Annotated in this window: 26 protein-coding genes; 19 read left to right on the top strand and 7 right to left on the bottom strand. The window is 35.5% G+C overall.

Translation table 11 applies throughout. From position 1 onward, the window contains the following. Window positions 1-15: 15 nt before the first annotated feature. The 3 genes from purN to HH304_RS15300 are packed head-to-tail and all read right to left on the bottom strand — an operon-like array spanning window position 16 to window position 2,293. The gene (gene purN / locus HH304_RS15310) at window positions 16-609 is read right to left on the bottom strand and encodes a phosphoribosylglycinamide formyltransferase (protein ID WP_169683198.1); all 594 of its coding nucleotides are present in this window, start codon (window positions 607-609) and stop codon (window positions 16-18) included. A 35-nt stretch (window positions 610-644) separates the two neighbouring features. Further along, complete coding sequence (locus tag HH304_RS15305; protein ID WP_169683196.1) at window positions 645-1,499, bottom strand: geranylgeranylglycerol-phosphate geranylgeranyltransferase; 855 nt, start codon at window positions 1,497-1,499, stop codon at window positions 645-647. A 5-nt stretch (window positions 1,500-1,504) separates the two neighbouring features. Further along, complete coding sequence (locus HH304_RS15300) at window positions 1,505-2,293, bottom strand: Rossmann-like and DUF2520 domain-containing protein (RefSeq protein WP_169683193.1); 789 nt, start codon at window positions 2,291-2,293, stop codon at window positions 1,505-1,507. Window positions 2,294-2,550: 257 nt separating this feature from the next. Here HH304_RS15300 and HH304_RS15295 point away from each other — a divergent pair, with 257 nt between their 5' ends. The 6 genes from HH304_RS15295 (at window position 2,551) to HH304_RS15270 (ending at window position 6,672) form a co-directional block, all read left to right on the top strand. Further along, window positions 2,551-3,243: a hypothetical protein gene (locus HH304_RS15295; RefSeq protein WP_271711644.1), complete on the top strand. Its 693-nt coding sequence runs from the start codon at window positions 2,551-2,553 to the stop codon at window positions 3,241-3,243. A gap of 99 nt (window positions 3,244-3,342) precedes the next feature. Further along, window positions 3,343-4,368 carry a sensor histidine kinase gene (locus HH304_RS15290; RefSeq protein WP_169683191.1) on the top strand — a complete coding sequence of 342 codons (1,026 nt, stop codon included), beginning with the start codon at window positions 3,343-3,345 and terminating at the stop codon, window positions 4,366-4,368. A gap of 2 nt (window positions 4,369-4,370) precedes the next feature. Then, entirely contained in the window at window positions 4,371-5,147 is a 777-nt protein-coding gene (locus HH304_RS15285) for a LytR/AlgR family response regulator transcription factor (protein WP_169683189.1), read from the top strand. Between the two features lie 20 nt (window positions 5,148-5,167). After that, window positions 5,168-5,635, top strand: coding sequence for a hypothetical protein (locus tag HH304_RS15280; protein ID WP_169683186.1), 468 nt, complete (start codon window positions 5,168-5,170; stop codon window positions 5,633-5,635). Window positions 5,636-5,845: 210 nt separating this feature from the next. Beyond that, a complete protein-coding gene (locus tag HH304_RS15275; protein WP_169683184.1) occupies window positions 5,846-6,187 on the top strand; it encodes a hypothetical protein in 342 nt (113 codons plus the stop codon). Window positions 6,188-6,456: 269 nt separating this feature from the next. Next, window positions 6,457-6,672 (top strand): hypothetical protein, encoded by a 216-nt coding sequence (locus HH304_RS15270; RefSeq protein ID WP_169683182.1) that lies wholly within the window; start codon window positions 6,457-6,459, stop codon window positions 6,670-6,672. Between the two features lie 89 nt (window positions 6,673-6,761). On the opposite strand, the gene HH304_RS15265 is transcribed toward HH304_RS15270, so the two are convergent. Continuing rightward, a complete protein-coding gene (locus HH304_RS15265; protein ID WP_169683180.1) occupies window positions 6,762-8,522 on the bottom strand; it encodes an ABC transporter ATP-binding protein in 1,761 nt (586 codons plus the stop codon). After that, on the bottom strand, window positions 8,500-9,285 hold the full coding sequence (truA, locus tag HH304_RS15260) for a tRNA pseudouridine(38-40) synthase TruA (protein WP_169683178.1): 786 nt from the start codon (window positions 9,283-9,285) through the stop codon (window positions 8,500-8,502). Before truA ends, HH304_RS15265 begins: the two co-directional genes overlap by 23 nt. Before the next feature lie 101 nt (window positions 9,286-9,386). On the opposite strand from truA, the gene HH304_RS15255 reads away from it, so the two are divergent. The 3 genes from HH304_RS15255 to HH304_RS15245 all read left to right on the top strand — a co-directional run bounded on the left by HH304_RS15255 (window position 9,387) and on the right by HH304_RS15245 (window position 12,951). After that, the gene (locus HH304_RS15255) at window positions 9,387-9,890 is read left to right on the top strand and encodes a DUF4293 domain-containing protein (RefSeq protein WP_169683176.1); all 504 of its coding nucleotides are present in this window, start codon (window positions 9,387-9,389) and stop codon (window positions 9,888-9,890) included. A gap of 186 nt (window positions 9,891-10,076) precedes the next feature. After that, window positions 10,077-11,966, top strand: a complete 1,890-nt coding sequence (htpG, locus tag HH304_RS15250) for a molecular chaperone HtpG (protein WP_169683301.1) — start codon at window positions 10,077-10,079, stop codon at window positions 11,964-11,966. Between the two features lie 106 nt (window positions 11,967-12,072). Next, entirely contained in the window at window positions 12,073-12,951 is an 879-nt protein-coding gene (locus HH304_RS15245; protein WP_169683174.1) for a toxin-antitoxin system YwqK family antitoxin, read from the top strand. Here the strand turns inward: HH304_RS15245 and HH304_RS15240 are convergent. Next, entirely contained in the window at window positions 12,930-13,289 is a 360-nt protein-coding gene (locus tag HH304_RS15240) for a YraN family protein (protein WP_169683173.1), read from the bottom strand. The genes HH304_RS15245 and HH304_RS15240 overlap by 22 nt on opposite strands. Window positions 13,290-13,362: 73 nt before the next feature. Between HH304_RS15240 and pgi the strand changes: the two genes are divergently transcribed. The 10 genes from pgi (at window position 13,363) to HH304_RS15190 (ending at window position 25,799) form a co-directional block, all read left to right on the top strand. After that, entirely contained in the window at window positions 13,363-15,015 is a 1,653-nt protein-coding gene (pgi, locus tag HH304_RS15235; protein ID WP_169683171.1) for a glucose-6-phosphate isomerase, read from the top strand. 20 nt (window positions 15,016-15,035) lie between these two features. Continuing rightward, on the top strand, window positions 15,036-16,016 hold the full coding sequence (locus HH304_RS15230; RefSeq protein ID WP_271711642.1) for a type I phosphomannose isomerase catalytic subunit: 981 nt from the start codon (window positions 15,036-15,038) through the stop codon (window positions 16,014-16,016). Further along, window positions 16,013-16,747: a lipoyl(octanoyl) transferase LipB gene (gene lipB, locus HH304_RS15225; RefSeq protein WP_169683167.1), complete on the top strand. Its 735-nt coding sequence runs from the start codon at window positions 16,013-16,015 to the stop codon at window positions 16,745-16,747. The genes HH304_RS15230 and lipB overlap by 4 nt, the downstream gene beginning before the upstream one ends. After that, a complete protein-coding gene (locus tag HH304_RS15220; protein WP_169683166.1) occupies window positions 16,744-17,139 on the top strand; it encodes a hypothetical protein in 396 nt (131 codons plus the stop codon). Before lipB ends, HH304_RS15220 begins: the two co-directional genes overlap by 4 nt. Next, window positions 17,139-17,858: a 3'-5' exonuclease gene (locus HH304_RS15215; RefSeq protein WP_169683164.1), complete on the top strand. Its 720-nt coding sequence runs from the start codon at window positions 17,139-17,141 to the stop codon at window positions 17,856-17,858. Before HH304_RS15220 ends, HH304_RS15215 begins: the two co-directional genes overlap by 1 nt. A 95-nt stretch (window positions 17,859-17,953) precedes the next feature. Then, window positions 17,954-19,786, top strand: a complete 1,833-nt coding sequence (locus HH304_RS15210; protein ID WP_333908761.1) for an ABC transporter ATP-binding protein — start codon at window positions 17,954-17,956, stop codon at window positions 19,784-19,786. A gap of 21 nt (window positions 19,787-19,807) precedes the next feature. Further along, complete coding sequence (gene rnr, locus HH304_RS15205; RefSeq protein ID WP_169683162.1) at window positions 19,808-21,973, top strand: ribonuclease R; 2,166 nt, start codon at window positions 19,808-19,810, stop codon at window positions 21,971-21,973. Beyond that, window positions 21,966-22,949, top strand: a complete 984-nt coding sequence (locus tag HH304_RS15200; protein ID WP_169683160.1) for a polyprenyl synthetase family protein — start codon at window positions 21,966-21,968, stop codon at window positions 22,947-22,949. Before rnr ends, HH304_RS15200 begins: the two co-directional genes overlap by 8 nt. A gap of 1 nt (window position 22,950) precedes the next feature. Continuing rightward, entirely contained in the window at window positions 22,951-23,556 is a 606-nt protein-coding gene (locus tag HH304_RS15195) for a rhomboid family intramembrane serine protease (RefSeq protein WP_169683158.1), read from the top strand. Between the two features lie 35 nt (window positions 23,557-23,591). Next, window positions 23,592-25,799 carry a S9 family peptidase gene (locus HH304_RS15190; protein WP_169683156.1) on the top strand — a complete coding sequence of 736 codons (2,208 nt, stop codon included), beginning with the start codon at window positions 23,592-23,594 and terminating at the stop codon, window positions 25,797-25,799. A gap of 179 nt (window positions 25,800-25,978) precedes the next feature. On the opposite strand, the gene rpmA is transcribed toward HH304_RS15190, so the two are convergent. Continuing rightward, on the bottom strand, window positions 25,979-26,236 hold the full coding sequence (gene rpmA, locus HH304_RS15185; protein WP_169683154.1) for a 50S ribosomal protein L27: 258 nt from the start codon (window positions 26,234-26,236) through the stop codon (window positions 25,979-25,981). Between the last annotated feature and the right edge of the window lie 6 nt (window positions 26,237-26,242).

Genomic DNA, 26,242 nt, shown 5'->3' with positions numbered 1-26,242 from the left:
ATGATTGTTTTGCTATTAGTTTGTTTCAGAGTCTGAGGTTAGTAGTTTTTCTATAACCTTTTTGTAGTGTTTATGTTCTTGTTGCAATATTTTTTCAGCTAAAGTTTCTGCAGTATCCTTACTTTCAACTTTTACTTTAGTCTGAAAAATGATATCCCCATCATCATATTGGTCGTTAACAAAGTGGATCGTCAATCCGCTTTCTTTTTCACCGGCTTCGATAACTGCCTGATGAACTTTTTTTCCATACATTCCTTTACCGCCATATTTTGGTAATAATGATGGATGAATATTTATTATTTTATTAGGGAAAGCTTCAATCAATGATTTTGGTATTAACCATAAAAAACCAGCTAATACGATTAGATCTACACCTTCACTTTGCAATAGTAGGTTTAATTCATTGCTTTCGTACAATGATTCTCTGTTGAAAACGAGGTGAGAAATGTTGTTTTCTATGGCGTGGTCGATTACTCCTGCATCAGATTTGTTTGTTAAAATCAATGACACTTCAACGTCTTTAGAATCTTTGAAATAGTCAATGATGGCTTTTGCATTTGAGCCTGATCCTGATGCGAAGATGGCTATTTTCTTTTTTTTGGTTTTCAAACTGAGATCTTTTTGAAAATATATTTGCAAATATATTAAAGCATTGTCATACTGACCAATCCCAGAAGCATGATCAGCTTGGCAGTAGTACTCAATTTTCTATAAGATTTTTGAGTATCGGCCCTATAAATTTGATAAATGAATATAATCCACGGTATACTTAAGGCTGTGAAAAATATTCCCAGTGAATATAAATTGTAAATAGTACAAACTAATATGCAGCTAGTGGTAAAGACAATTATAAGTACATAAAGAACCCTCTTCGTGGCTCTTATACCTAATATAATTGGAATAGTCCTACAACCGAATTCCTCATCACCCTTAATATCTTCCATGTCTTTAATAACCTCTCTGATAAATGTTAAGGTGAATCCGAAATAGCTATATAATAACACTTTCTGAAAATTATCAGGGAAAATTAAATACACGCTAAAAATGCTCAATGCAGTTAAAACTGCTACGGAAAAATTTCCCCAAAAAGGAAGTCGCTTTAGTTTGTTGCTATACAACCATAATAAATATGCGGCAAAGACATTTACAAGCCCGACTTTATAGTTTAATAATAACCCCATCGTTATTCCAATGAAATTGAGAGTTGTATGCGCAAGCATAGCGTGGCGACGCCTTATGTATTTGCCTATAACAACCTTTTGAGGTTTGTTGACATAATCTATCTTAATATCATAATAATCATTGATGAGGTAACCTGAAGCGGCTAGAATTACGGTTGATAAACTCAAGACTGCCATTCTAAGGCTTAAAAGAACATCATTCCAGTTTCCTGCTTCAATTAGGAATATTGCTGTCAGGTATTGCCCCAGAACAATTATCAGTAAGTTAGGCCAGCGTGTAACCTGCAAAAAGGCAACGATTTTTTTATTAAAAGACATTTTAATCAGGATGTATAGGTATCTAATATGTGCTGACTGATCAAACGATAAATTTCTGCAATATCTTCATCAAATTTTAAAGATTCAAAATGCTTGTCAAGAGTTTCCAGATCTCCTCTTTTTGCAGGTCCTGTTTGTGCTTTTTCAGGGCCAAGAGTTAATCCGTTATCAATTGACTGGCGAATTAAAGGCTTTATTAATTCAAAGTCAATTTTTTCTTTTTTTGCAAGCTCCTTACTTATCCTGATCATATGATTGGTGAAATTCGAAGCAAAAACTGCAGCAACATGAATTTTAGCTCTTTTTTCAGAGCTCATTTCTTCAACCCGACCTCCAATGCTCTTACCTAGCTTAATTAATTTTCCTACTACTTCTTTATTATCAGACTCCACTAAAATTGGAGTTGTATTCCAGTGAGGAGGGTTATTTTTTATGAAAGTTTGAAGTGGATAAAACACACCAATTAATGAATGGGGTCTCAGTTCAGTAAATGACCTTACTCCACTAGTATGAACTATAATAGTATCATCAGGAACTACTACAGATTGAGCCACTTCTTCAATTGCATCATCTTTTACGGCCAGGATTACTATATCGGGATCAAAAGTCCGAAAGTCAGGTTCTGTTACTGGCTCTGCTTCATATAATGATTTTGTTATACTTTGGGCACGTTCTACCTGACGACTACAAATTGCAGAAACGGTATGGCCTTTTTCCTCAAGAGTTAAGGCCAGAGTTTGAGCTACATTGCCTGTACCAACAATACATATGTTGAAATATTTATTTCCAAACATAAATTCAGGGTTATCAGAGTTTCAATCGCCAGAGAATACAATGCTCTGCTAATTGTATCAAAATTAACAAACAGCCTTTCATCTACAAGAAACAGTCAGTTGTTTTTGAAATTAATAAAAGGTTTTTGGGTAATTACTGCGCCACCATTCTATTTGTAAAATTAATTCAATTTATTATTTCCTTCATTCAGGGTAAAGATTCCTTAGTTCGAAAGAATGACATGTTTTTAGAAGAGTAATGTTTGGACATTTGAAACATGAAAGAAACAAAAACACAAAAAAATAAAGTTATGAACAAGGAATTAATATTTTTAAGAACAATTGCATTAGGCACAGTAGCTATTATGGCAGCAGTTATTTTTTCATCATTCGGATCGAGTGCAGGAAATAAAAGGTTTGAATCCATAGATGTACAGCGAATCAATATCATCGAGCCAGACGGGACAGTGAAAATGATAATTACCAATGTTGATAAGTTCCCTACTGGTGATGATCAGATTAATGGTAAGAAAACGAATCCAAAAAGGAAAAAGAGATCAGGAATGTTGTTTTTCAACGAAGATGGTATTGAATGCGGTGGATTTATATATGATGGAAAAGAAGAAGATGGCAAGCATAGTTCCGGGTTATCATTAACCTATGATCAATATGATGGTGACCAGGTAGTTCAATTATTAAATACTGACCATAAAGATGAAGAAGGAAACAGGTCTGTAAGTTCAATGCTCGCCTTTAATGACCGTCCGGCAGATGAATCTATATCTGATGGAAATGTTGGGCGCGGTGTACCAAGAATATTACTTGGCAAAACGAGGAGTAAAAATAATGGGTTGTTCCTCTTCGACGATCAAGGCAGACCAAAGGCTATGTTTTATATAGATGCTGATAATAAAGCAAAAATTGAAACCTATAATGACAATATGGAAGTTGTCCACTCTTGGCCTGAATAAAAATATTACCCCACCTGAAATATTAAAATCGGGTGGGGTATTTTTTATGTATTATTGAGTTTATTTGAATTATTATATTGAAATAAGTTTTTTATAAAAATGATCAGGATTAGCCGCGAGGATCACATTTTTCTTTTAACTACGTATTTTTTCTGTTATTTACAGTCAATCGTACTAAGAATTACAGTTCAGAGAGGAGTTGACTTCTTAACATTCACACCTGAGGCTGCCATTTATAATTTCATATGTGCCCTTTTGGCTTATTATATATTAAGAAAAGTGATTTCGACTGATGAAGTCTTTAGTAATGAGAAGCGGCAGCAGTCATTTATTGAAATTCTTTTTAGCCTGTGTATTTACTTATTAGTACTTAATGGATTATCAATTCTTATTTCTTTAGCCTTTGGTAACTTTGAACGAAACGTGACCTATAGGTCTTTATTAGTGACTAATTCCGGCAATGTTCTTTACTTTTTGATTTACGCTTTGTTTTATTTTTCTTATACATTCTTTAAGCGATACAAGGTAAGACAGCAATTGCTTTTTAATGCTGAGAAAGCTCTAAATGAAAGCAAAATCCAAAACCTTAAGACACAGCTAACTCCTCATTTCCTGTTCAATAATCTTAATACACTTGATGAGCTGATCCATTATGATCAAAATAAGGCATCTTCATTCCTGACTAAGTTTGCTGATATATATAGATATGCATTAGAGACCTCAGATAAAAAGCTGGTTTCTCTAAAGGAAGAGATAGAATTTTCTCGAAATTATTTTACAATGGTAGATGAAAAGTATCCGGGAGAATATGACCTTACTATCAATATTAAGGATTTGGATAACTATGTTGTACCTCCATTCAGTATTCAGACATTAATAGAAAATGTGATTAAACATAATATTAAAGGATCTTCTGGAATAATTATCACCATAGATGATGATGAGCAATTCATAGTAATTAAAAACAGTCGTGGTAAAAAGCCTTTAAGAATTGCTGAAAGTGGCAGAGGTTTGAACAATCTAAAAGATCAGTTTAGTATACTTTCAAATCGAAATATTGAGGTTTTGAATGAGGATGACTTGTTTCAGGTTAAGCTTCCAAAAATTTATAAGTCTGAAAAATGAGTATGGTCAAAGTTATAATAATTGAAGATGAGTCAGCTGCAAGAAATAAACTCAGGAGGTTTATAGAGACACTGGATCAAGGAATTTCGATAGTAAATGAATTAACTACTTTAGATGAGGTTGAATCTTTCTTTTCTGAAGAGACCAAGGTTGATTTAATCTTTTCAGATATTGAATTGCGGGATGGGAATGTATTTGAAGTCCTTAAAAATTATGATGTCGAAATACCAATTATTTTCACTACTGCCTATAACCAGTTTTGGATGAATGCATTCGAAACTTCAGGAATTGAGTACCTGCTTAAACCATTCGATTATTCAAGATTTGAAAAAGCATGGAATAAATACCGGAAGCTAATATCTGATAATCAGACAAAATCACCTTTGCTAGCCGAGTTAAAGGATTTATTAGCCGGCGGGAGTGTAAACGCCAAGGAAAGTTTTAAAACCAGGTTTTCTTTCAGGTCGGGAAATGATTTAGGCTTTATTAATGTTTCTGATATAAAATATTTTGAGGTAGATAATGGTGTCATATTTATTCATTCAAAAGATTCTAGAAAAGTGATTTCTACTTATTCGACATTGGCAGAGTTATATGAAAGTCTTGATCCTGAACAGTTTTTTCAGATAAACAGAAGTGAAATTGTGTCAAAGTCATATATAGAATCAATTCAGCGGTTTACCAAGAATATAATTGCAATCAAGCTTTATGGGGCAAAAGAATTTTTAAAGACCAGTCAAAGTAAAACTTCCGAGTTTTATAGCTGGGTTGAAGCCTAATGTCAAAATCAAAAATTGGAATGGTAAAAGTAAAAGGAGCCATATTATTGATATTATTTTCTATTCTATTTACAGCTTGCGAAGCCTTGACAGGAAAAGAAATAGGCAGGTTGAAAATAAATAAGGTAAGCAATGAAAATGTTTTGTTTACCAAAGAAAAATCTTTCCAGTTTGTGGAGGGTGAAGAAATAGCTTTTTGGTCAGATCTGGATATAGAATATACCGGAGATGTTCAGTTGAGATTTAAAATTCAAATGTTGAAAGATGGTCAGGAGCTAAGTGTGTTGGAAGTAAATCCTTTTGATAAGAAAATTACTATTGGTGAGGTTAAAACATCAATAAATGAAGATACAAAGTGGAGTTTTATAGGTAAAAATAAAAGTTTGGTGGTTAAAGAAAGTGGTAATTATACTTTTAAAGGCTTACTCATCACTTCAGAGAATCCTACCCTAAAGATTAATAAGGCTGAGATCGTTATAAAAAAGTAATTCTAGCAAGTTGAGTAATAGAGTTTGGAAAAATTGAACTCGTATTTTATACCCTTTATCTATCAGCCAAATAAAGTGAGATATGCTTATTTATATGTTTATATGACCGGGATACTATCCTTGCTGTTCATTAAAAGTCTGAAATTATGCTTAAGTTAATCTCCAAATGTTCTGAGTTTTTAGGAAAGTAGTATAAATGGAAATAACCTTATGAATGCATTTGAATTGTTTATTAATGATGAGTATAAAGCTACCGCATCAGTGAAAAATGGAGTGGTTTCATTTACAGTTGATTATATTTTAAATGAGCAAGAGATAAATATACGACTTGGATCATATGATAAGGAAGGTAAATCACATGTAGTATGGTTTAAGGATAATCTTTATTTAAATGATCAAATAAAATTAAGTATAAAAGATGTTGAGCCTAAAGATTTAAGTCAACCGATAAGCGTTAGTAATGAAGAAGGTGTAGATGATATGATTTTACAAAGTAAAATAAAAAGCTATCATGCATTACAAAAGGAATTAATGGAGAAAGGATTAATTTGAATAATAATAATCTTCATTTGTAAGAATGATTAGGTGACAGTAGGTATTTATACCAATAATTTCCAAGTCATTTTTTTGCTCAACATTTTATATTACATTAATTATCCAGCCTTTGGAGTTATCTTATTTGTTTATTTGATTAATTATTTATGATTGGGTTTAATATTAAACTAAAGGAAAAATAGTACGTCATTGGAGTAAACAATGGTATATCTTCTTTAATTGTTAATAGAATTAATTCAAAGGGAAGGGATTTAGTAGAGTTGAGAATGTCTGGCTTAGAAAGTGATGCAGATGAAGAGTTCATATGGGATACTTTAACTCTATCTGTTGGAGATAAAGTTGAGTTTGAGGTTGTCGAAACTGATAATGTTACTATTCCTAATAAAGTTTTTAAGAACGAATCTGCAGATTTGATATTAAAAGCAAAACTAGATGCCTACAATAAGATGAAATTAGAGTTAGAGGAAAAAGGACTTATTTAAATATGTAATATCAAAATGGTGAAAAAAGCTTTGAGTAATTTATACTCAACCTCACTTACACAGTTTTTTAGATACTACCAATAAAGAGGTCAGACGACCTCTTTGTATTGCATTTTATGAAGCTGTGTATAAAAACCATTTTTACTTAAAAGTTCTTCATGGTTTCCTATCTCTTTAATTTCTCCTTTGTCCAGAACGATTATTTTATCAGCGTGTTTAATAGTGGATAACCTGTGTGCAATAACAATGCTTGTTCTGCCTGTCATCATTTTCTCGATCGCTTCCTGAATTAGTTCTTCAGTTTCGGTATCGACACTACTCGTTGCTTCATCAAGAACTATGATTTTAGGGTCGTAAACCATCACTCTTACAAATGATATAAGCTGACGCTGTCCAACAGATAATGTTGCCCCTCGTTCCATTACATTATAGTCATAGCCTCCTGGAAGTCGCTCGATAAATTTGTCAGCACCAACAAGTCTGGCAGCTTCTTCAATCTGTTCATCGGTAATGTCATTATTCCCTAGCCTGATGTTTTCACGAATTGATCCTGAAAACAGAAAAACGTCTTGCATTACCACTCCGATATGTTCTCTCAAAGCAGCAAGGTCATAATCTTTTACATCTTTGCCATCAACCAGAATCTCTCCATCATTAATATCATAAAACCTATTGAGAAGGTTTATAATCGATGACTTTCCTGCTCCGGTAGCACCTACAAGAGCACAAGTCTCTCCTTTTGAAACACTGAAATTGATGTTTTTAAGAACATCTTCTCCTTCATTGTATGCGAACCATACATTTTTGAACTCTACATCTCCATTTATTGATTCCGGAGAATAATCGCCTTCATCAGATATGAAATCATCACTATCCAAAAGCTTCATTATTCGCTCGGTAGACACCACTCCCATTTGAAGCGTGTTGAATCTATCTGCAATTAGGCGAACTGGCCTGAAGAACATACCAACATACAATATAAAGGAGATTAATACCCCGGGCTGAAATTGTTCGAATATCACTCCCCTACCTCCATACCAGATAATCAAAGCAATACCTGTTGCCTGGATAAATTCTGCCACCGGGAAATAAATACTATAGTACAGGACACTTTTTAGATTAGCCTGTAGATGTTCGTTATTTATCAATTTAAATTTTTCATACTCTTTTCGTTCAGCACTAAAAATCTGAACGATGTTCATACCGGTAATATGTTCCTGTACAAAGCTATTCAGATTAGAAACCGCATTTCTAACAGCATTAAACGATGATTTTACCTTTTCCTTAAAGATATAGGTTGAAATAATCAATAACGGGAAAGTGGATAAAGTTACTAAAGTCAGTTTCCAGTCAGTCCAGAACATCATGCCGAGAATAATCAGAATCTGAAGCAAGTCACTGATGATTGCTGCAACACCCTGACTAAATACATCTGCCAGCGTTTCGATATCTGATACATTTCTTGTTACCAGTCTACCTATTGGTGTTCTGTCAAAGAATTTGAGTTTTAACTTCAGAAGGTGTCGATATAGCTGTATCCTGATATCCTTAATTATATATTGCCCCAGCCAACCTGAAAGGTAGGTGTGGAAATATTGAGCTATAAATTGAAATACCAATAATCCAAGTAGAATCAGGATCATCCGTACCAACAGCTCATAGTTTCCTTCTGCTATCGGATTATCGATTGTCCACCCGATTATCGCTGGTCTTATCGGCCCTGATACAGAAACCAGTAAGGTGAGTATGATCAATAATACAAACTTTCCTTTATATGGCTTTGCAAAAGATAACAGCCTTTTTAAGACTGCATAGTCATAAATTTTTCTATTTTCCTGTTCCTTGTTCAAGATTGATCTTTTTTATATTCCAACCCGGATATTCAACATCTGTGAGATATAAACCATCTGCCGGGGCTGATCTGCCTGCAGCTTTTCTATCACGTTTTTTTATAATCTCTGGTAAAGCTTCAGGTTCCAGGTCTCCTAACCCTACATTGATCAATGTTCCTGTCAATGCTCTAACCATTCCTTTAAGGAACCTGTTGGCACTAACGTGAAATTGATAACCATTGTTCTCTTCTACCCAATATGCTTTTGTTATGTTACATCTAAAATGATGATTATTAGTTCTGCTTTTGCAAAAACTTTTGAAGTCTTGCTCTCCTAAAAGGAATTGGCAGGCTTCATTTATTTTGTCGAGATCTAGTTTTTTTCCAAATACATAAACCTCATTTTCAAGAAAAGGGTTTTTGGATTTGTTAATGTAATAAATATAGCTTCTGGAAGTCGCCGAAAACCTTGCGTGAAAATCCTCATTAACAATCTGACAGCTTTTAATTACTATATCACCGGGGAGCATCAGGTTCATTTTAAAAATAAGCGTTTCACAATCAAATCTTTCAGGAAGATCGATATGAAAATACTGATTTGTTGCATGAACACCTGTGTCAGTTCTTCCACTACCCATTAGAGAGAGTTCAGAATCTGAAAACAAGGTGCGAATAACCTTTTCGATAGCATCTTGTACAGACAGCTTGTTTGGCTGTGTTTGCCACCCCTGATATCGGGTGCCTTTAAATGCTGTACAGAATAGATATCGTTTTAGCTCCATGGACGACAAAATTAATTGGTCCTAACCTAATTTGTTTAAAATATTAGCCCAAATTAAATAATTAACTACTTTTGCAGGGTCTAACAATAATAATTCAAGTTATGATACAAAGAATTCAGACGATATTTCTACTGCTTGTTGCAGTTTTTATGGGCGCATACGCTGTCATGCCAATCTGGGAAAAGGTTGATAAAGAAAACAATCAGGCAGTTGTAATGAGTACTTTTGAGATGAAGTACGGTGATATTGACCCTGAAGCAAACGGCATAGTATTTACAGAAGTTAAGGAACAGAAGAACATCATGTATGTCGCAGGTATTGCCGGTTTGTCTGCCGCCGTAGCTTTAATGTCATTGTTTAGTTTTAAGAAAAGGCTGACACAGTTAAAGCTTAATGCATTTAATTCCTTGTTGATTCTAGCTTCGCTTATCGTTCCATTATTATTGGTGACTGATGCAAAGAATTATTTTAATCCGGAATACCCGGGTACATATTATGTTTTTAGTCTGATTCTTCCTGCTGGAGCAGTTATTTGCAATATTTTGGCAAATATATTTATCAGAAAAGATGAGAAACTAATTAAATCTGTAGACAGAATAAGGTAGTTTTTAAACTATAAGATATTAAGCCATTCTAAACAGGATGGCTTTTTTTATGCCCATTTGTCAATAGTCAGACTGTCAAAATTATCTCCAAGTGTCATGTTGTCAGTTCTTAGCGCAAAATTTTTAAACGGTACATATTTTGATTAGCCTCCAATAAAAAAATAAATATTAATCGATATGAGTACGGTGAACGAAAAAGGAACAATATCAATCCACACGGAAAATATTTTCCCGATCATTAAGAAATTTTTGTATTCTGATCATGAGATCTTCCTTCGAGAATTAGTTTCAAACGCAGTTGATGCTACAATGAAACTAAAAAGGCTAAGTTCATTGGGAGAGATGACGGATGAGTTGGGAGACTTAACTATCGATGTAAGCGTTGATAAAAGTGCAAAAACTATCACAGTTGAAGACCGGGGTATCGGTATGACTGCTGATGAGATCAAAAAATATATTAATCAGATAGCTTTTTCAGGGGCAACTGAATTTGTTGAGAAGTTTAAAGATGCCAAAGATGCGAATGAGATAATTGGTAAGTTTGGTCTTGGTTTCTATTCTTCTTTCATGGTTGCTGAAAAGGTAGAAATTGAGTCTCTTTCATATCAAGAAGGTTCAACTCCTGCCAAATGGATAAATGACGGTAGCACTGAGTTTGAAATCACAGAAGTTGAGAAGAAAGAAAGAGGAACTAAGATCATTCTTCATATCAATGATGAAAGTGAGGAGTTTCTTGAGGAGGCAAGAATAGGTCATATCCTTGAGAAGTACTGTAAATTCTTGCCTGTGCCAATTCGTTTCGGACAGAAAGATGAAAGAAAAGAAGATGGCAAGGACGATGATGGAAATCCGAAATATACTACTGTAAAAGTTGATAACATTATCAATGATACGAAGCCAATATGGACAGTAAGTCCTTCAGAGCTGAAAGATGAGGATTACAAGAATTTTTATAGAACTCTATATCCATTCTCAGAAGAGCCACTATTCTGGATACATCTGAATGTAGATTATCCATTTAATCTAACCGGTGTTCTATACTTCCCTAAGATCAAAAATGACATCGATGTAAACAGAAATAAAATTCAGCTTTACAGCAGACAGGTGTTTATTACTGATGAGGTAAAAGATATTGTCCCTGAATTCTTAATGCTTTTACATGGTGTAATTGATTCTCCGGATATACCGTTAAACGTTTCACGTAGTTATCTGCAGTCTGACAGTAATGTCAAAAAGATTAATAACTACATCACCAAAAAGGTAGCTGAAAAACTTACTGAGATCTTCAAAAATGATCGAGCTGAGTTTGAAAGCAAGTGGCAAGACATCAACGTATTTGTGAAGTATGGTATGTTGAGTGAAGATAAGTTCTATGAAAGAGCTAAAGATTTTGCTTTACTTACTAATGTTGATGATAAGAAATTCACTTTTGATGAATACAAGTCTGCAGTTGAGCCTGAGCAAACAGATAAGGACAAAAATGTGATATTCCTTTATTCAACTGATGTGGCAAAACAGAATGCCTACATTCAGACTGCTAAGAAAAAAGGGTATGATGTGTTGAAGCTTGATGGCGTTATTGATAGCCACTTTATCAATATGCTTGAGCAAAAGCTTGAGAACGTATCATTAAAACGAGTTGACTCAGATACTTTAGATAAGCTTATTGATAAAGGAGAGGTAAAAGAGTCGAAACTAACAGATGAGCAAAAAGAAAGTTTGAAGGCTGTAGTTGAAAAGGCTATATCAAACCCAAGTTATAATGTTAAGGTTGAGCCACTTGATGAAGCTGAGATGCCATTGGTGGTTACTATGCCTGAATTTATGAGAAGAATGAAAGATATGGCTAAAACCGGAGGTGGAATGAACTTTTACGGAGCGATGCCAGATCAATTTGAGGTTGCTGTTAATGCAAATCACCCTCTTGCAGAAAAAATTCTAAATGCTGGTGAAGAAGACAAGCAAGTCGGACTAGCTAAGCAGGTTTTTGATTTGGCTTTATTGTCTCAAAACATGCTTGAAGGAGAGTCATTAACCAGCTTTATACAGCGAAGTGTAGATTATCTTTCGAAATAATTATAATATTTAAATACCAAAGGTCTTGCTTATTCAGGCAAGACCTATTTTTTTTACTTTATCTTAAAGTAAAATCTTTTTCTTTTAGCTTCGTTTAATTAATTGAATGAAAAAACAACTTTATATAACGGCTTTATTTTTAACCACCAGCTTTCTGGCTTTTAGTCAGGATACTGAGTATTCTGTAATCAGCTCTGATGTGCCTGAGTCTGTTAATCTAGAGATCGGAACTAATGATGATGAGGAAGATGAAGAAGTTAAATTAAAGGAGAAAAAGAAGAAGAAAGAGTTTTACGGAATTAAAACCCGTAAGATGTTTACCAAAAGAGGCGTTGGGCAAAAGGTTGTTTATGAAAAGTTTTACCTTTTGAAAGTTAATGAAACTCCTAACAAATATGTTAGGGATATTCATTATTACAGCTATGATGAACGCAAGATAAAAGTAACTACTCCTGATAAATACGACCCGGAGCTGGGGCCATTACTTCACGGACCTTATCGTCAGTTTAATACGGAACATACGCTTATGGAAGGCATCTTTTATAAAGGTATGAAGCATGGGCGTTGGGAGACTTATGGGAAAATGTATGATTACTACGTTCTAAAAGACAAAGAAAAATACTTCCGTGGATGGCCTAAAAATTCATATGCTAGTTATTACGATGCTGACAGAAAGAAACTAAAAGAAGTTATTCCCATTGAGTATGGTGAAAAAGAAGGTTACTATTATTATTTCCATGAAAATGGACTCGTAGCTGTTGTTGGTGAATATGAAAATGGAGAAAAAGTTGGCGTCTGGACAGAGTTTTACGAGCGCAGAAGGCGAAAAAGGCAAATGCAATACCGTGATAACCCTTATGACAATGATTTTATTCCATATGTGCTAAAGGAATGGGACGAAAGAGGGAAAGTTATCTTCGAATATAATCCGGTGTACAATGCTGAAGTCCCGGTTGAATTCATTCAACAAATGTCTTCAAAATAGTCTAATCTAATATCATCTTTAAGCAAAATGGAAATGGCATCAAATTGAATATTGCCATTCCAGTCAATCTTATCAACATAATGATCTGCTACAGACATCATGGATTCAAGCTTGCTGTCATCAATAGCTTCCTCGGGTTCTCCATATTGATCTGAAGTTCTCGTTTTGACTTCAATAAAATGAATTTTGCAATCTTTTAATGCAATTATATCGATTTCGGAATGGCTGTATCGGTAGTTGGTTTCTATAATGTCAAAACCCAGACTTCTTAGGAATAATGCTGCTTTTTCCTCACCTTTATTGCCGATTTGTCTGTTTCTGTTAAAATTTCTTTCCAATTTTACAATAATAGTTGATAATAGACTAATATAGTATAACAGACTGTTAATTGATGATTTTAAAGCAAATATCATGCTACCAAAAATAAATCCACAAAATACCAAAAGCTGGTCAAAGCTAACCACCCATTATAATAAGGTTAAAGATCTTCACATGAAGGATCTTTTTGAGGAAGATAAGGACAGGTTTAATAAGTTTTCGGTTCAGTTTAATAATATCCTCCTTGATTTTTCAAAAAACAGGATAACAGAAGAAACAATGTCATTACTTAATGAACTTGCTGAAGAATGCAAATTAGGTGATGCTATAAAGGCAATGTTTTCCGGAGATCATATTAACCAAACCGAGGATAGAGCGGTGCTTCATACTGCACTAAGAAATATGTCCGGAGAACCTGTGTTGGTTGATGGAGAAGACGTGATGCCGGATGTTAAACGGGTGCTTAACAAAATGAAATCGTTCAGCGATAAGCTGATCAGCGGAGAATGGAAAGGATTTACTGGAAAAAGAATTGAACACATTGTTAATATAGGTATTGGAGGATCAGATCTGGGACCATACATGGTTACCGAAGCCTTAAAACCTTATACTGTACCACATATTAAAACACACTTTGTTTCAAATGTTGATGGTTCACATATTGCAGAAGTATTAAAAGTTGTTGATCCGGAGAATACACTTTTCATCATAGCATCAAAAACTTTTACTACTCAAGAAACCATGACTAATGCTGAAACTGCTAAAGCATGGTTTTTACAAGCAGCAGGTAATAAAGAGGCAGTCAAAAAGCATTTTGTTGCACTAAGCACAAATACCGAATCAGTAACAGAGTTTGGTATCGATCCTGATAATATGTTCGAATTTTGGGATTGGGTTGGTGGAAGATATTCGCTTTGGTCAGCCATTGGACTATCAATTGCTTGTACAATAGGGTTTGATCACTTTGAATCGCTTTTAAAAGGAGCGTACGAGATGGATACCCATTTTAAGACTACCTCGCCTGAAAAGAACCTGCCTGTAATTTTGGCAATGCTAGGTATTTGGTATAATAATTTCTTTGGTGCTGAGTCATTAGCAATACTTCCATACGATCAGTATATGCATAGATTTGCAGCTTATTTCCAACAAGGAGATATGGAGAGTAATGGTAAATATGTTGATCGATTAGGTAAAAATGTTGAATATCAAACCGGTCCGGTAATCTGGGGTGAGCCTGGTACTAACGGACAGCATGCTTTTTACCAATTGATTCATCAGGGCACCAAAATAATTCCTTGTGACTTCCTTGCTCCGGCAAAAACACATAATCAGATTGGCGACCATCATCAAAAGCTATTGTCAAATTATTTTGCTCAGACGGAAGCGTTGATGAAAGGGAAAGATGGTAATGAAGTAAAAGCTGAACTTGAATCTTTAGGAAAGTCAACAGAAGAAATTGACTTTTTACTTCCATTTAAGATATTTGAAGGAAATAAACCGACTAATTCCATTCTGTTCAAAGAATTAGACCCACAAACTTTAGGGGCCTTAATCGCGATGTATGAGCATAAGGTGTTTGTTCAAGGTGTTATCTGGAACATCTTTAGCTTTGATCAGTGGGGGGTAGAGTTAGGTAAGCAGTTAGCAAAAAAGATTCTTCCGGAATTAAATTCGGATGATAAAGTCGATACACATGATGCTTCGACAAACGGCCTTATCAATGCGTATAAGGAATTTAGAAAGTAGAAATTATTAGAATGAACTTAATGCCTCTTAAGTTTCACCCTATTCTGAAGGAAAAGATTTGGGGTGGAAGAAAATTAGGAACTTTACTTAATAAACCTTTGACAGGCGATGAACCTATCGGTGAGAGCTGGGAAATCTCAGGAGTGCCGGGTGATGTTAGCGTTGTTAATGGTGGTCCTTTTGATGGGATAAAATTGACCGAGCTTATCGAGAGGTTCCCGGTAGAAATTTTGGGAGAAAGGGTTTATAAAAAGTATGGTAGAGATTTCCCTTTACTTTTTAAATTCATAGATGCTGCTCAGGATTTATCAGTTCAGGTTCATCCTGATGATGCACTTGCCATGAAGAAGCATAGCCAGCCATTTGGTAAAAATGAAATGTGGTATATCATATCTGCTGAAGAAGGTTCGACTCTTGTTTCCGGATTTAAAGAAAATATGTCAAGAGACAAGTTTCAAAAAATGGTTGAGGAGGGAAAGGTAGCAGATACTCTTTTGAATCATGAAGTTGAAGAGGGTGATGTTTATGATATTCCTGCGGGAAGAATACATACGATAGGTAAGGGGATATTGCTAGCTGAAATCCAACAGAGTTCAGATCTTACTTATAGAGTTTATGACTTTGACCGTGTTGATACTAATGGAAACAAACGTGAGCTTCATATTGATGATGCATATGAAGCTCTTGATTATGAATATAAAGATCAGTATAAAGTAAGACCAGCCACAAAACCTGATACCTCTGATCAGTTAGTTGCTAACAGTTATTTTGATGTTAAACAGTTAACAATTCAAACTGAAACTTCAATAACCCCATCCGCCTTAGGTTCGTTTGTTGTATTGATGGCCATAGAAGGTACTACAGAAATTGTTTATAATGGAGAAACAAATTTACTTCCTAAGGGAAAAACAATTCTTCTTCCTGCAGCCTGTAGTGAGATAAAGATCAAAGCGATTGATGGCCAGTCAAAGTTATTACAGACTTGTATTTCAGAATCATGAATGAAAGAATAAATAAGCAGGTACAGTTTTTGGATTGGGGATTGATAGATTATCAGGAAGCTTGGGATAAACAAGGCGAATTATTTAATCAGACTGTTGATCAAAAGATTCAAAATAGAAAGGTTGAGGAGAGCGATCAGACCGAAACACCTAATTATTTGATATTTTGCCAGCACCCACATGTATATACCTTAGGAAAAAGTGGGAAGCCTGAAAACTTATTGTTAGATGAGGAAGGGCTGAAGCAGTATGAAGCTACTTATTATAAAATAAACAGAGGTGGCGACATCACTTACCATGGTCCGGGTCAATTAGTAGGGTATCCTATACTTGACCTTGAAAACTTTTTTACCGATATTCATAAGTATATGCGCTTTCTCGAAGAAGCGATTATCAGGACTCTTGCAGATTATGGTATTAAGTCTGGCAGAATCGACGGGCTTACTGGTGTATGGCTGGATCATGAAGAGCAGAAGAACCCCAGAAAAATCTGTGCTATGGGAGTGAAATCAAGCAGATGGGTAACTATGCATGGCTTTGCTTTTAATGTGAATGCAGATCTTTCATATTTCGGGCATATAATTCCGTGTGGAATTGATGATAAGGCCGTAACATCTCTCGATAAGGAACTTGGAAGAAAAGTTGATTTCGAGGAAGTGAAAGACAAGGTCAAAGGATATTTGGCAGAGATCTTTGAGTTTGAAATGGTGTATGAATCACAAGAGAAATGAAAAAGGATATTGTTGAACAAAAAGCAGAGCAAATAGGTATTGCTTTATCTAAGCAAAAAACCGGAGAATGGAGAGTGTATTTTATTAACTTCCATGAAAGTGAGCTTGAAAATGTTCTTATTAATTCATGTGGTAAAGGAGTAGTTAAAGGCAAAGAGGTAAAAACCTCAGTATTAAGACACATAATAGATAAAATAGCCTCACATAAGGCCGTGGCCTTTGAAACAATGGTTGAGGAAGTGTTTGCTTTGGAAAACGAATTTAAAATAACCTACTTTAAAAATAATCGACTATTTGATGGAGTAATTTCCTTTAAACCGGGGACAATAAAGAAAGGCAAGCCTGAATTTATTGATGAAATCGGAGAAGAGGCCATCATCATTAAACTGTAATGGAAATTTTTCAACCGCCGCTTAATCACATTTTATTTTTAGACATTGAAACAGTAGCAATCACCCCTGATTTTAATCAGCTCGATGAGAGAATGCAAAAGGTATGGGTTGCCAAAACTCGTAATTTGCGAGACTCTGATGAGTATACTCCCGAAGAATTATGGGCTAGAAAAGCTGCTATCTATGCTGAATTTGGTAAGGTCATATGTATAGGGCTTGGTGTAATTAGAATGGTTGATGACGAATGGCAATTGCGTGTTACTCAGTTAAGTAATGATGATGAAAATGAACTTTTGACAGATTTTTCTAACCTCGTAAGAGAAAAGTTCAATCAGGACAAACTTTATTTGTGTGCCCATAATGGTAAAGAGTTTGATTTCCCTTATTTATGTCGTCGAATGATCGTAAATGGGGTAGCGATACCTGATGTTTTAAATCTTGCCGGTAAGAAGCCATGGGAAGTACAACACCTTGATACAATGGACTATTGGAAGTTTGGTGATCGTAAAAACTATACTTCCCTTGAAACCCTTTCAGCAGTATTTAGTATGCCAAGTAGTAAGAGTAATCTTGATGGAAGTAAGGTGCATTCGGCATATTATGAAAACAATGATCTGGAGGCGATTTCGAATTATTGCATGCAAGATGTGGAAGTGATGATGCATATTTACCTGAAATTAATAGGGAAGACTGATATCAGTACAATACAATACGTTTGATTCGTTTTAAAACTCCGTATGTTTTAGTATTTTAGGCTTTTAAAATCGAGGGAGGATAGCCAAATCAAGAGCCCCCACTTTTTAATGTTTTGAGCATGGAGATGAAGGATAATGTAATACTTGATGTAAAGAATCTGAGAACTAGCTTTGCAACCAAAAGAGGAGTTGTAAAGGCAGTTGACGATATCAGTTTTACCATTCATAAAGGAGAGACAATTGGTATAGTTGGAGAAAGCGGATCTGGTAAATCTGTCACAGCATTAACCATGATGGGGTTATTACCTAAACCTCATGCCTACATTGAAGGAGGAGATATAATACTTAACAGTCCTGGGCTTGGGCCAGTCGATGTAACCAAAGTCGATGAAAAAACGATGCGAAAAATCAGAGGCGAAGATATTGCTATGATTTTTCAAGAGCCTATGAGTTCACTTAATCCTGTTTATACTTGTGGTGATCAGGTTATGGAAGCAATAAGGCTTCATAGGAATGTGAGTAAAAAGGAAGCGAAGCAGCGTACAATTGATCTTTTTAAAAAGGTAAAACTTCCGCGACCTGAAAAAATATTTGACACTTATCCTCATCAGATTTCCGGAGGTCAAAAGCAAAGAGTAATGATTGCTATGGCAATGTCTTGCGACCCAAGAGTGCTTATTGCCGATGAGCCTACTACAGCATTAGATGTGACTGTTCAGAAAAACATTGTCGATCTGATGAAGGAACTTAATGAGGATAATGATATGGCTACAATCTTTATCACGCACGATCTTGGTGTAATAGCTGAGATTGCAGATAGAGTAGTTGTCATGTACCAGGGTAAAATAGTTGAACAAGGTCCGATATTTAATATTTTCAACAATCCACAGCATCCTTATACCAAGGGCTTACTAGCTTGTCGCCCAAGAATGGATGTTAAGCTAAGGGAACTTCCTACCGTATCAGATTTTATGGAGTTAAATCAGGAAGGTGAAATTGTTGAGAAGAAAGATTCTAAATATAAATCCGCTGCTTTTGCTGTTTTAAGTAATCTTGTTTCCGAAGATGAAATACAGGAAAAGCAATTAAGAATGCTTAAAGAACAACCTATCATTGAAGTTAGAAACCTCAAGACCTATTTTCCAGTAAAAGAAGGTATTTTCAAGAAGAGTAAAGAGGTTATCAAGGCTGTAGATGATGTGAGTTTTAAAGTGTTCGAAGGCGAAACACTTGGTTTAGTAGGAGAATCAGGGTGTGGTAAAACAACTTTGGGTCGAAGTATGATGAGGCTGATAGAACCTACCGAAGGAGAGGTTTTGTTTTTCGGCAAGAACATATTAGACTTCAACAAAAGGGAGATGATGCAGCTAAGGAAGGATATGCAAATCATCTTCCAGGATCCATATTCCTCATTAAACCCTAGACAAACCATCGGAGATGCGATTGTTGAGCCAATGCGCTTTCATAATATTGGCAGCTCAAATAACGATAGAAAGCAAAAAGCTGAGCAACTTCTGGAAGAGGTAGGACTTTCAGCTTCATTTTATAATAGGTATCCACATGAATTTAGTGGAGGTCAGCGTCAACGTATTGTTATTGCCAGAGCCCTTTCAGTGAATCCAAAATTCATCATTTGTGATGAATCCGTTTCGGCACTCGATGTGTCGGTTCAGGCACAGGTATTAAATTTGCTTAACAGGCTTAAGGAAAACCACGATTTCACCTATATTTTCATTTCACATGATTTATCGGTTGTAAAATTTATTGCAGACAGAATCATGGTAATGAATGAAGGAAAAATAGTTGAGGCTGGATTCTCAGAAAGTATATATGATGCGCCAAAATCAGATTACACCATTAAATTAATGGATGCCATTCCACATGGTAATATTGAAGATATCCGCAAACGTACTCTCCAACGTAAAGCCAAAACAGACACATATGGCTATTAATGTGAATAAAAATTTCACGAAATGAGTAAAAAAAAGAGAAAAGGAACTAAGAGTTCCGGAAAGAAACGAACAAAAGATAATATTGAATTATATAAGAATAAGATACTTCAATTTTTAAATAATAACTCCGGCAAAGCTTTTACAGAAAAGCAAATCGCCAGAAAAGCCGGAGCAAGTAATAAGAAAGCAAGGGCAATGGTTGTCCATGCATTGATAGACCTGGAACTCGATGAAAAAATCAGAGAAACAGGTAAAGGATTCTACACTTCCATTTACGAAGGCGAACTTCTCAAAGGTAAAGTTGATTTTGTTAACCCAAGGTTTGGGTTTATTGTCGTTGAAGGTGAAGATCACGATATAAAAGTAGCTTCACGCGATATGGGTCAGGCCCTTGATGGTGACGAAGTAGAAGTTCAGATCTTTAAAGAGGCAATGGACGGTAGAAATCCTGAAGGAAGAGTTGTCCAAATCATCAAGAGATCACGAATGGAGTTCGTTGGTCGTTTAGACTTAGGTGATCGATTTGCTTTTGTAATTCCTGATAATAAAAGGATGCATACGGACATTTTCGTCCATAAAGGCAAACTCAAAGGAGCTAAAAATAACGATAAAGTAATTGTCAGGATTACCAGCTGGCCAGAAGATGAGAAAAGTCCGATTGGTGAAGTGGTAAAGATCCTTGGTAAGGCTGGAGACAATACTGCCGAGATGCATAGTATCATGGCAGAATTTGGTCTTCCATTTGAGTTTGAAGAAAAAATTGTTGAAGCAGCAGAAAGGATTCCCGGAGAGATTACTAATGACGAGATCAAGAAAAGAAGAGATTTTCGCGATGTAACCACCTTCACAATTGACCCTGTTGATGCCAAAGATTTTGATGATGCATTAAGCTTTGTTGATCTGGGTGATGGAATGTACGAAATTGGTGTTCACATTGCTGATGTATCACATTACGTTACTCCCGATAGTGTTCTGGATAAGGAAGCATTTGCAAGAGCAACATCAGTTTATCTTGTTGATAGAACAATTCCAATGCTACCCGAGCGATTGTCAAATGACTTATGTTCATTAAGGCCAAATGAGGATAGGTTGACTTTTTCGGCAACATTCAAAATGGATGATAATGGAACAGTTAAAGATGCCTGGTTTGGTAGAGGAGTTATTCATTCTGATCGAAGATTCTCATATGAGGAGGCTCAAGAGCTGATCGAAGGTCAGGAAGGTGATTTTGCTGATGAAATCAGGTTGCTGAATTCAATTGCCAAGAAACTTAAAGCTAAAAGATATACAAAGGGAGCAATTAACTTTGAAACTGTAGAAGTCAAGTTTAAGCTTGATGAAAATGGTAAGCCATTGGGTGTGATTCCTAAAGTGAGAAAAGATGCTCACAAGATGATTGAGGAATTTATGCTTTTGGCAAATAAGTCAGTAGCTGAAAAGGTTTATCATAAAAAGAAGGGTAAGGAAAAGTTAACCTTTGTTTACCGGGTTCATGATAACCCGGATCCAGACAGGCTAGAAACATTTGGTAAATTTGCTGCCAGGTTTGGCCATAAGGTAGATCTCAATTCTGAGAATATAGCAAAAGCTTTGAATACCTTGATGGATGAAATCGAAGGTAAGCCGGAACAAAATATCCTTGAGTCACTTGCCATCAGAACCATGGCAAAAGCGATTTATACAACAGAAGAAAGAGGTCACTTTGGTCTTGCCTTTGATCATTATACTCATTTTACATCACCGATAAGAAGATATCCGGATGTAATGGTTCACCGTTTGCTTCAGAGATATTTAGATGATAATGAAACTGCTGAAAAAGGCTTGTTTGAAAATAAATGTCGTCACAGTTCTGAGATGGAAAGACGTGCAACCGAAGCTGAGCGAGCAAGTATAAAATACAAGCAGGTGGAATATATGTCAGACCATGTTGGTGAAGAATTTAACGGTATAGTTTCCGGAGTAACAGACTGGGGTGTATATATAGAAATAACTGACACAGCTTGTGAAGGAATGATTCGTGTTGCTGACCTTGATGATGACTATTATGAGTTTGATGAGAAAAACATGAGACTAATTGGTCAACGAAACAAACGAATCATCACTCTAGGTGATAATATGAAGGTTAGAGTCGTAAGGACTGATCTGGATAAACGAAACATAGATCTTGAATTAGTATACAATGATTGAAAAGTTCAATCCGCTTCTTGAGGAGCTGAATAAGAATATTGATGAATTATCTCTACCGCATCATCCGGTAGAACTTTATGACCCGATTAAATATATTATGAATATCGGGGGAAAAAGAATGAGACCACTGCTAACCTTGTTAGGGTATAAACTTTTTGCAGATGATTATCAAAAAGCTATGCCCGCTGCAATGGCTGTAGAGTTGTTCCATAATTTTACGCTCGTTCATGACGATATCATGGATGAAGCACCTTTAAGAAGAGGAAAACCGACAGTCCATAATAAGTGGAATCAAAATATAGGTATCCTTTCCGGAGATGTTATGCTTGTAAAAGTGTATGATTACTTCCTGGATCTTGATATTGAGCCATCAAAGTTAAAATCTATCCTTGGGAAATTTAATGTTTGCGCTGCTGAAGTATGCGAAGGACAACAAGAGGATATGAATTTCGAAACCAGTGATAATGTTAGCGAGTCTGAGTATCTGGAAATGATCAGGAAAAAGACTTCAGTATTGCTTGGTTTTGCTTTGGAAGCGGGGGCAGAAATAGCCGGAGCAACTGAAGTTGTTTGCAGACAAATCAGAGACTTTGGTGTAAATCTTGGTATTGGATTCCAGCTTCAGGATGACCTGATGGATGTATATGCAGATCAGGCGAAATTCGGGAAGCAAGTTGGTGGAGATATCATTGCCAATAAGAAGACCATGCTCTTAATAGAGGCTTTGAAAAAAGCTCAGGGTGAAGACGAAAAGGAACTTAATGGTTGGTTAAAGGCTTCAGATTTTAATAATGAAGAAAAGGTTAAAGCAGTTACTGCTATTTATGACCGCCTGGACATCAGAAATACTATTGAAGAAAGGATGAATGACTACTTCAGCAAAGCATTTAATACCCTTGATCATTTTCCTGTACCAGAAAACAAAAAGGATAAAATCCGACTTTTAGCCGAAGCATTAATAAATCGAGAGAGTTAATATGAGTTTTACAATTATTCTAATTGGTTTAACCGTTGTTTTGAGTTTTTATGCCTGGAACAATCAGGATAAATACTATCGATGGATGATGAATCCTTATCAGGTTGAGCGCAAGAAACAATATGACAGATTCTTGTTGTCAGGATTTATTCATTCAGATTACGTTCACCTGGGCTTTAATATGTTCACCCTATATTTCTTTGGTAGTAATCTCGAAGACTATTATTTAAGAAGTATTGTCGGTGGAGATGCATCATATATTTTTATTGCATTGTATTTGGTAGCCATAGTTGTGTCTGAAATTCCAACATTTCTGAAACACAGAAATACACCAGGTTATAATAGCTTGGGTGCCTCCGGAGCAGTTGCAGCGGTTATTTTTTCAACAATTATTTTTGATCCTTGGAATAAGATTTATGTATTCTTTATACCTGTTCCAGGTATTCTTTTTGGAGGTTTGTTTTTAGCTTATTCATGGTATCAAACTAAAAATGCCAGAGATAACATAAACCATGATGCCCATTTTTATGGTGCGGTATTTGGGATAATTTTCACATTGATTCTGGAGCCAGGGTTATTTGGCTCATTTCTTAATGAACTATTTTAACATTAACCTATAACTATATAAACTTTAATTAATTCATGAAGCAACGATTAATAGCTGTATTAATTGTTATATCAGTCTTTGCTATTGATGCTCAAGAAAGATATAATAGTTTGAGAGATGCTTTGTTTGGTGCAGGCAACTTATACGGACAGTCCGGGCCGGCAAGTGTAAACTGGATTAACGATGGTGAGCAATTTTCGTTTATGGATGGAAACATCATCAAGCAATATGATCCATCCGGAAATGCTGAAAGTGTGATATTCGATCCATCCGGGAAAAAGCTTCCGGGTTCTGATGCAGATTTTGCATACAATTCATTCCAATGGTCTAAAGATTCTAAATTTATTTTATTTAAAACCAACTTCCGTCCGGTATGGAGAAGGTCTGGTATTTCTGACTATTATCTGTATAGCTTATCTGATGAATCTTTCAAGTTAGTAGCAAAAGATGCTCAGACTGCACAATTATCTCCTGATGGAACCAAAGTTGGTTATGAAAGAGAAGGAAACCTGTTTGTATATGATCTTCAGGCGGAGAAAGAAATTCAATTAACTAATGATGCAGAAGACCAGTTCTACAATGGACGATTTGGGTGGGCTTATGAAGAAGAATTCGGATTGGCTCAAGCATGGTCATGGTCACATGATAGTAAGAATATTGCATTCTGGCAGTCTGATGAACGTGAAGTTCCAATATTTAGAATGACAGATTACCAGAATACTGGCCAAAATGAATATGTAGAAGTTAGGTATCCAAAAGTTGGTGATACAAATCCAAAAGTTAGAATTGGTGTAGTTGACGTTGAGTCAGGCTCGAAGGAATGGATGAAAGTTCCAATGAATGATGATTACATCCCTCGTATTTATTGGACAGCGGATGCAAATAAGTTGGCTATTGTTCATTTGAATAGGAAGCAAAACCATTTGAAGTTGTTCATGTCTGATATTAAGACAGGAGAGTCAAAAGTAATTATGGAAGAAGAATCTAATGCATGGATTGATGTGTTTGATTTCTTTGCCGGAATTGATCATTTATTCTTTTTCCCTGAAGAAACAGAAGAGTTCTTCTGGATATCAGATAGAGATGGATACAGCCATATTTACAGGTATGACTATGACGGAAAGCTAATCAATCAGGTTACAGATGGTAACTGGGAAGTAGTGTTTGTACATGAGGTAAATGCTAAGTCAAAAACTATTTATTACAGTTCTACCGAGCAATCTCCGTTAGAGAGACAATTGTATAGCGTGAAATTCAACGGTAAAGGTAAAACAAGGATGACTTCAGAAGCAGGTAGACATAAAATCGATTTTTCTCCTTCTTCAGATATGTATCTCGATTACTATAGCAATGTAAATACACCAAATCAGGTTGTTCTTAAGAGTGTGAAAGGCAATAAAACAATCAACCACTTTGTAGATAATAAGAAAGTATCTGAATATATCAGTTCACATATTTACGCTCCAAAGGAATTGTTTTCTTTCACAACAAAAGATGGACAGAAATTAGACGGATACATGATCAAGCCAATTGATTTTGATGAGTCAAAAAGTTATCCATTAGTTCTTAATATATATGGGGGGCCTGGTGCACAGTCTGTTTACAATGAATTTGCTACTAATGGCTGGGAGCAGTATCTGGCTCAGGAAGGTTATGTAGTAGTAAGTGTCAATAACAGAGGTAGTGGAGGATATGGTTCTGCATTTGAAAAGATTGTTTATGAAGACCTTGGTAACTACGAAAGCCAGGATTTTGTATCAACAGTAACATACCTTGCTGATACTTATAGTTGGATTGATGGTGATAATATGGCAATAAGAGGTCATAGTTATGGTGGATTTATGTCATCTATGACAATGCTTAGACACCCTGGAATATTCAAGGTGTCGATTGTAGGAGCACCTGTAACAGACTGGAGATTATATGACAGTATTTATGCAGAGCGTTATATGGGGTTAATTGATGGAAACGATCAAAAGTGGATCAATTCAAGTTCTCAGACATATACAGGTAAACTTGATGGGCATATGTTTATAGCTCATAGTACAATGGATGAGAATGTTCATGTTCAGAACACCTTCCAGCTTGTCAAAAAGTTAATTGATAATGGAAAAGATGCTGACTTGAGAATTTACCCTCCGGGAGCTCATGGTGTTGCCTATAGTGGACCAAGTTATGTTTTACTATATCAACAATATACAGACTATCTGAACAAGCATTTGAAGTCACAACAAGAACAATAAAAAATAAAAGCTGCTTCATTTGAAGCAGCTTTTATTTTGCTATTAATAATATCAACATTTGCGTTGAATATAGATGTTGCTAAAAGTGATTGCCATAGAGATAAAATCCTAATAATGATAGGACATAAAAAAAGCTCTTCCCATATGAGAAGAGCTTTTGTTTTTTTGTCTGAGCTTTCTTAAGCTTCTGCCTTAGTAACTGAAACGACAGATCTGTTTCGGCTTTTCTTGAATTCAACAACACCATCAGTAAGAGCAAATAAAGTATGATCTTTACCTATTCCTACGTTTTCACCTGGGTGGTGTTTAGTACCACGCTGACGAACGATGATATTACCTGCGATAGCTGCTTGGCCACCGTATATTTTTACGCCTAGTCGTTTACTTTCCGACTCTCTACCGTTTTTACTACTACCGGCTCCTTTCTTATGTGCCATAGTTTA

The organism is Marinigracilibium pacificum (assembly GCF_012926615.1).
Taxonomy (GTDB): domain Bacteria; phylum Bacteroidota; class Bacteroidia; order Cytophagales; family Cyclobacteriaceae; genus Mangrovivirga; species Mangrovivirga pacifica.
Note: the sequence above shows the minus strand (reverse complement) of the source record. Positions and strands in the feature narration are given on the sequence as shown.

Coding starts and splice junctions, on each gene's coding strand:
- HH304_RS15230 (WP_271711642.1), top strand. CDS start 15,036: ATGCCTCTTAAGTTTCACCCTATTCTGAAGGAAAAGATTTGGGGTGGA.
- HH304_RS15220 (WP_169683166.1), top strand. CDS start 16,744: ATGAAAAAGGATATTGTTGAACAAAAAGCAGAGCAAATAGGTATTGCT.
- HH304_RS15245 (WP_169683174.1), top strand. CDS start 12,073: ATGAAAAAACAACTTTATATAACGGCTTTATTTTTAACCACCAGCTTT.
- HH304_RS15295 (WP_271711644.1), top strand. CDS start 2,551: ATGAAAGAAACAAAAACACAAAAAAATAAAGTTATGAACAAGGAATTA.
- HH304_RS15215 (WP_169683164.1), top strand. CDS start 17,139: ATGGAAATTTTTCAACCGCCGCTTAATCACATTTTATTTTTAGACATT.
- pgi (WP_169683171.1), top strand. CDS start 13,363: ATGCTACCAAAAATAAATCCACAAAATACCAAAAGCTGGTCAAAGCTA.
- HH304_RS15280 (WP_169683186.1), top strand. CDS start 5,168: ATGGTAAAAGTAAAAGGAGCCATATTATTGATATTATTTTCTATTCTA.
- rnr (WP_169683162.1), top strand. CDS start 19,808: ATGAGTAAAAAAAAGAGAAAAGGAACTAAGAGTTCCGGAAAGAAACGA.
- HH304_RS15190 (WP_169683156.1), top strand. CDS start 23,592: ATGAAGCAACGATTAATAGCTGTATTAATTGTTATATCAGTCTTTGCT.
- HH304_RS15305 (WP_169683196.1), bottom strand. CDS start 1,499: ATGTCTTTTAATAAAAAAATCGTTGCCTTTTTGCAGGTTACACGCTGG.
- HH304_RS15210 (WP_333908761.1), top strand. CDS start 17,954: ATGGAGATGAAGGATAATGTAATACTTGATGTAAAGAATCTGAGAACT.
- rpmA (WP_169683154.1), bottom strand. CDS start 26,236: ATGGCACATAAGAAAGGAGCCGGTAGTAGTAAAAACGGTAGAGAGTCG.
- HH304_RS15275 (WP_169683184.1), top strand. CDS start 5,846: ATGAATGCATTTGAATTGTTTATTAATGATGAGTATAAAGCTACCGCA.
- HH304_RS15290 (WP_169683191.1), top strand. CDS start 3,343: ATGATCAGGATTAGCCGCGAGGATCACATTTTTCTTTTAACTACGTAT.
- lipB (WP_169683167.1), top strand. CDS start 16,013: ATGAATGAAAGAATAAATAAGCAGGTACAGTTTTTGGATTGGGGATTG.
- HH304_RS15285 (WP_169683189.1), top strand. CDS start 4,371: ATGGTCAAAGTTATAATAATTGAAGATGAGTCAGCTGCAAGAAATAAA.
- truA (WP_169683178.1), bottom strand. CDS start 9,285: ATGGAGCTAAAACGATATCTATTCTGTACAGCATTTAAAGGCACCCGA.
- HH304_RS15255 (WP_169683176.1), top strand. CDS start 9,387: ATGATACAAAGAATTCAGACGATATTTCTACTGCTTGTTGCAGTTTTT.
- HH304_RS15195 (WP_169683158.1), top strand. CDS start 22,951: ATGAGTTTTACAATTATTCTAATTGGTTTAACCGTTGTTTTGAGTTTT.
- HH304_RS15300 (WP_169683193.1), bottom strand. CDS start 2,293: ATGTTTGGAAATAAATATTTCAACATATGTATTGTTGGTACAGGCAAT.
- HH304_RS15270 (WP_169683182.1), top strand. CDS start 6,457: ATGTCTGGCTTAGAAAGTGATGCAGATGAAGAGTTCATATGGGATACT.
- HH304_RS15200 (WP_169683160.1), top strand. CDS start 21,966: ATGATTGAAAAGTTCAATCCGCTTCTTGAGGAGCTGAATAAGAATATT.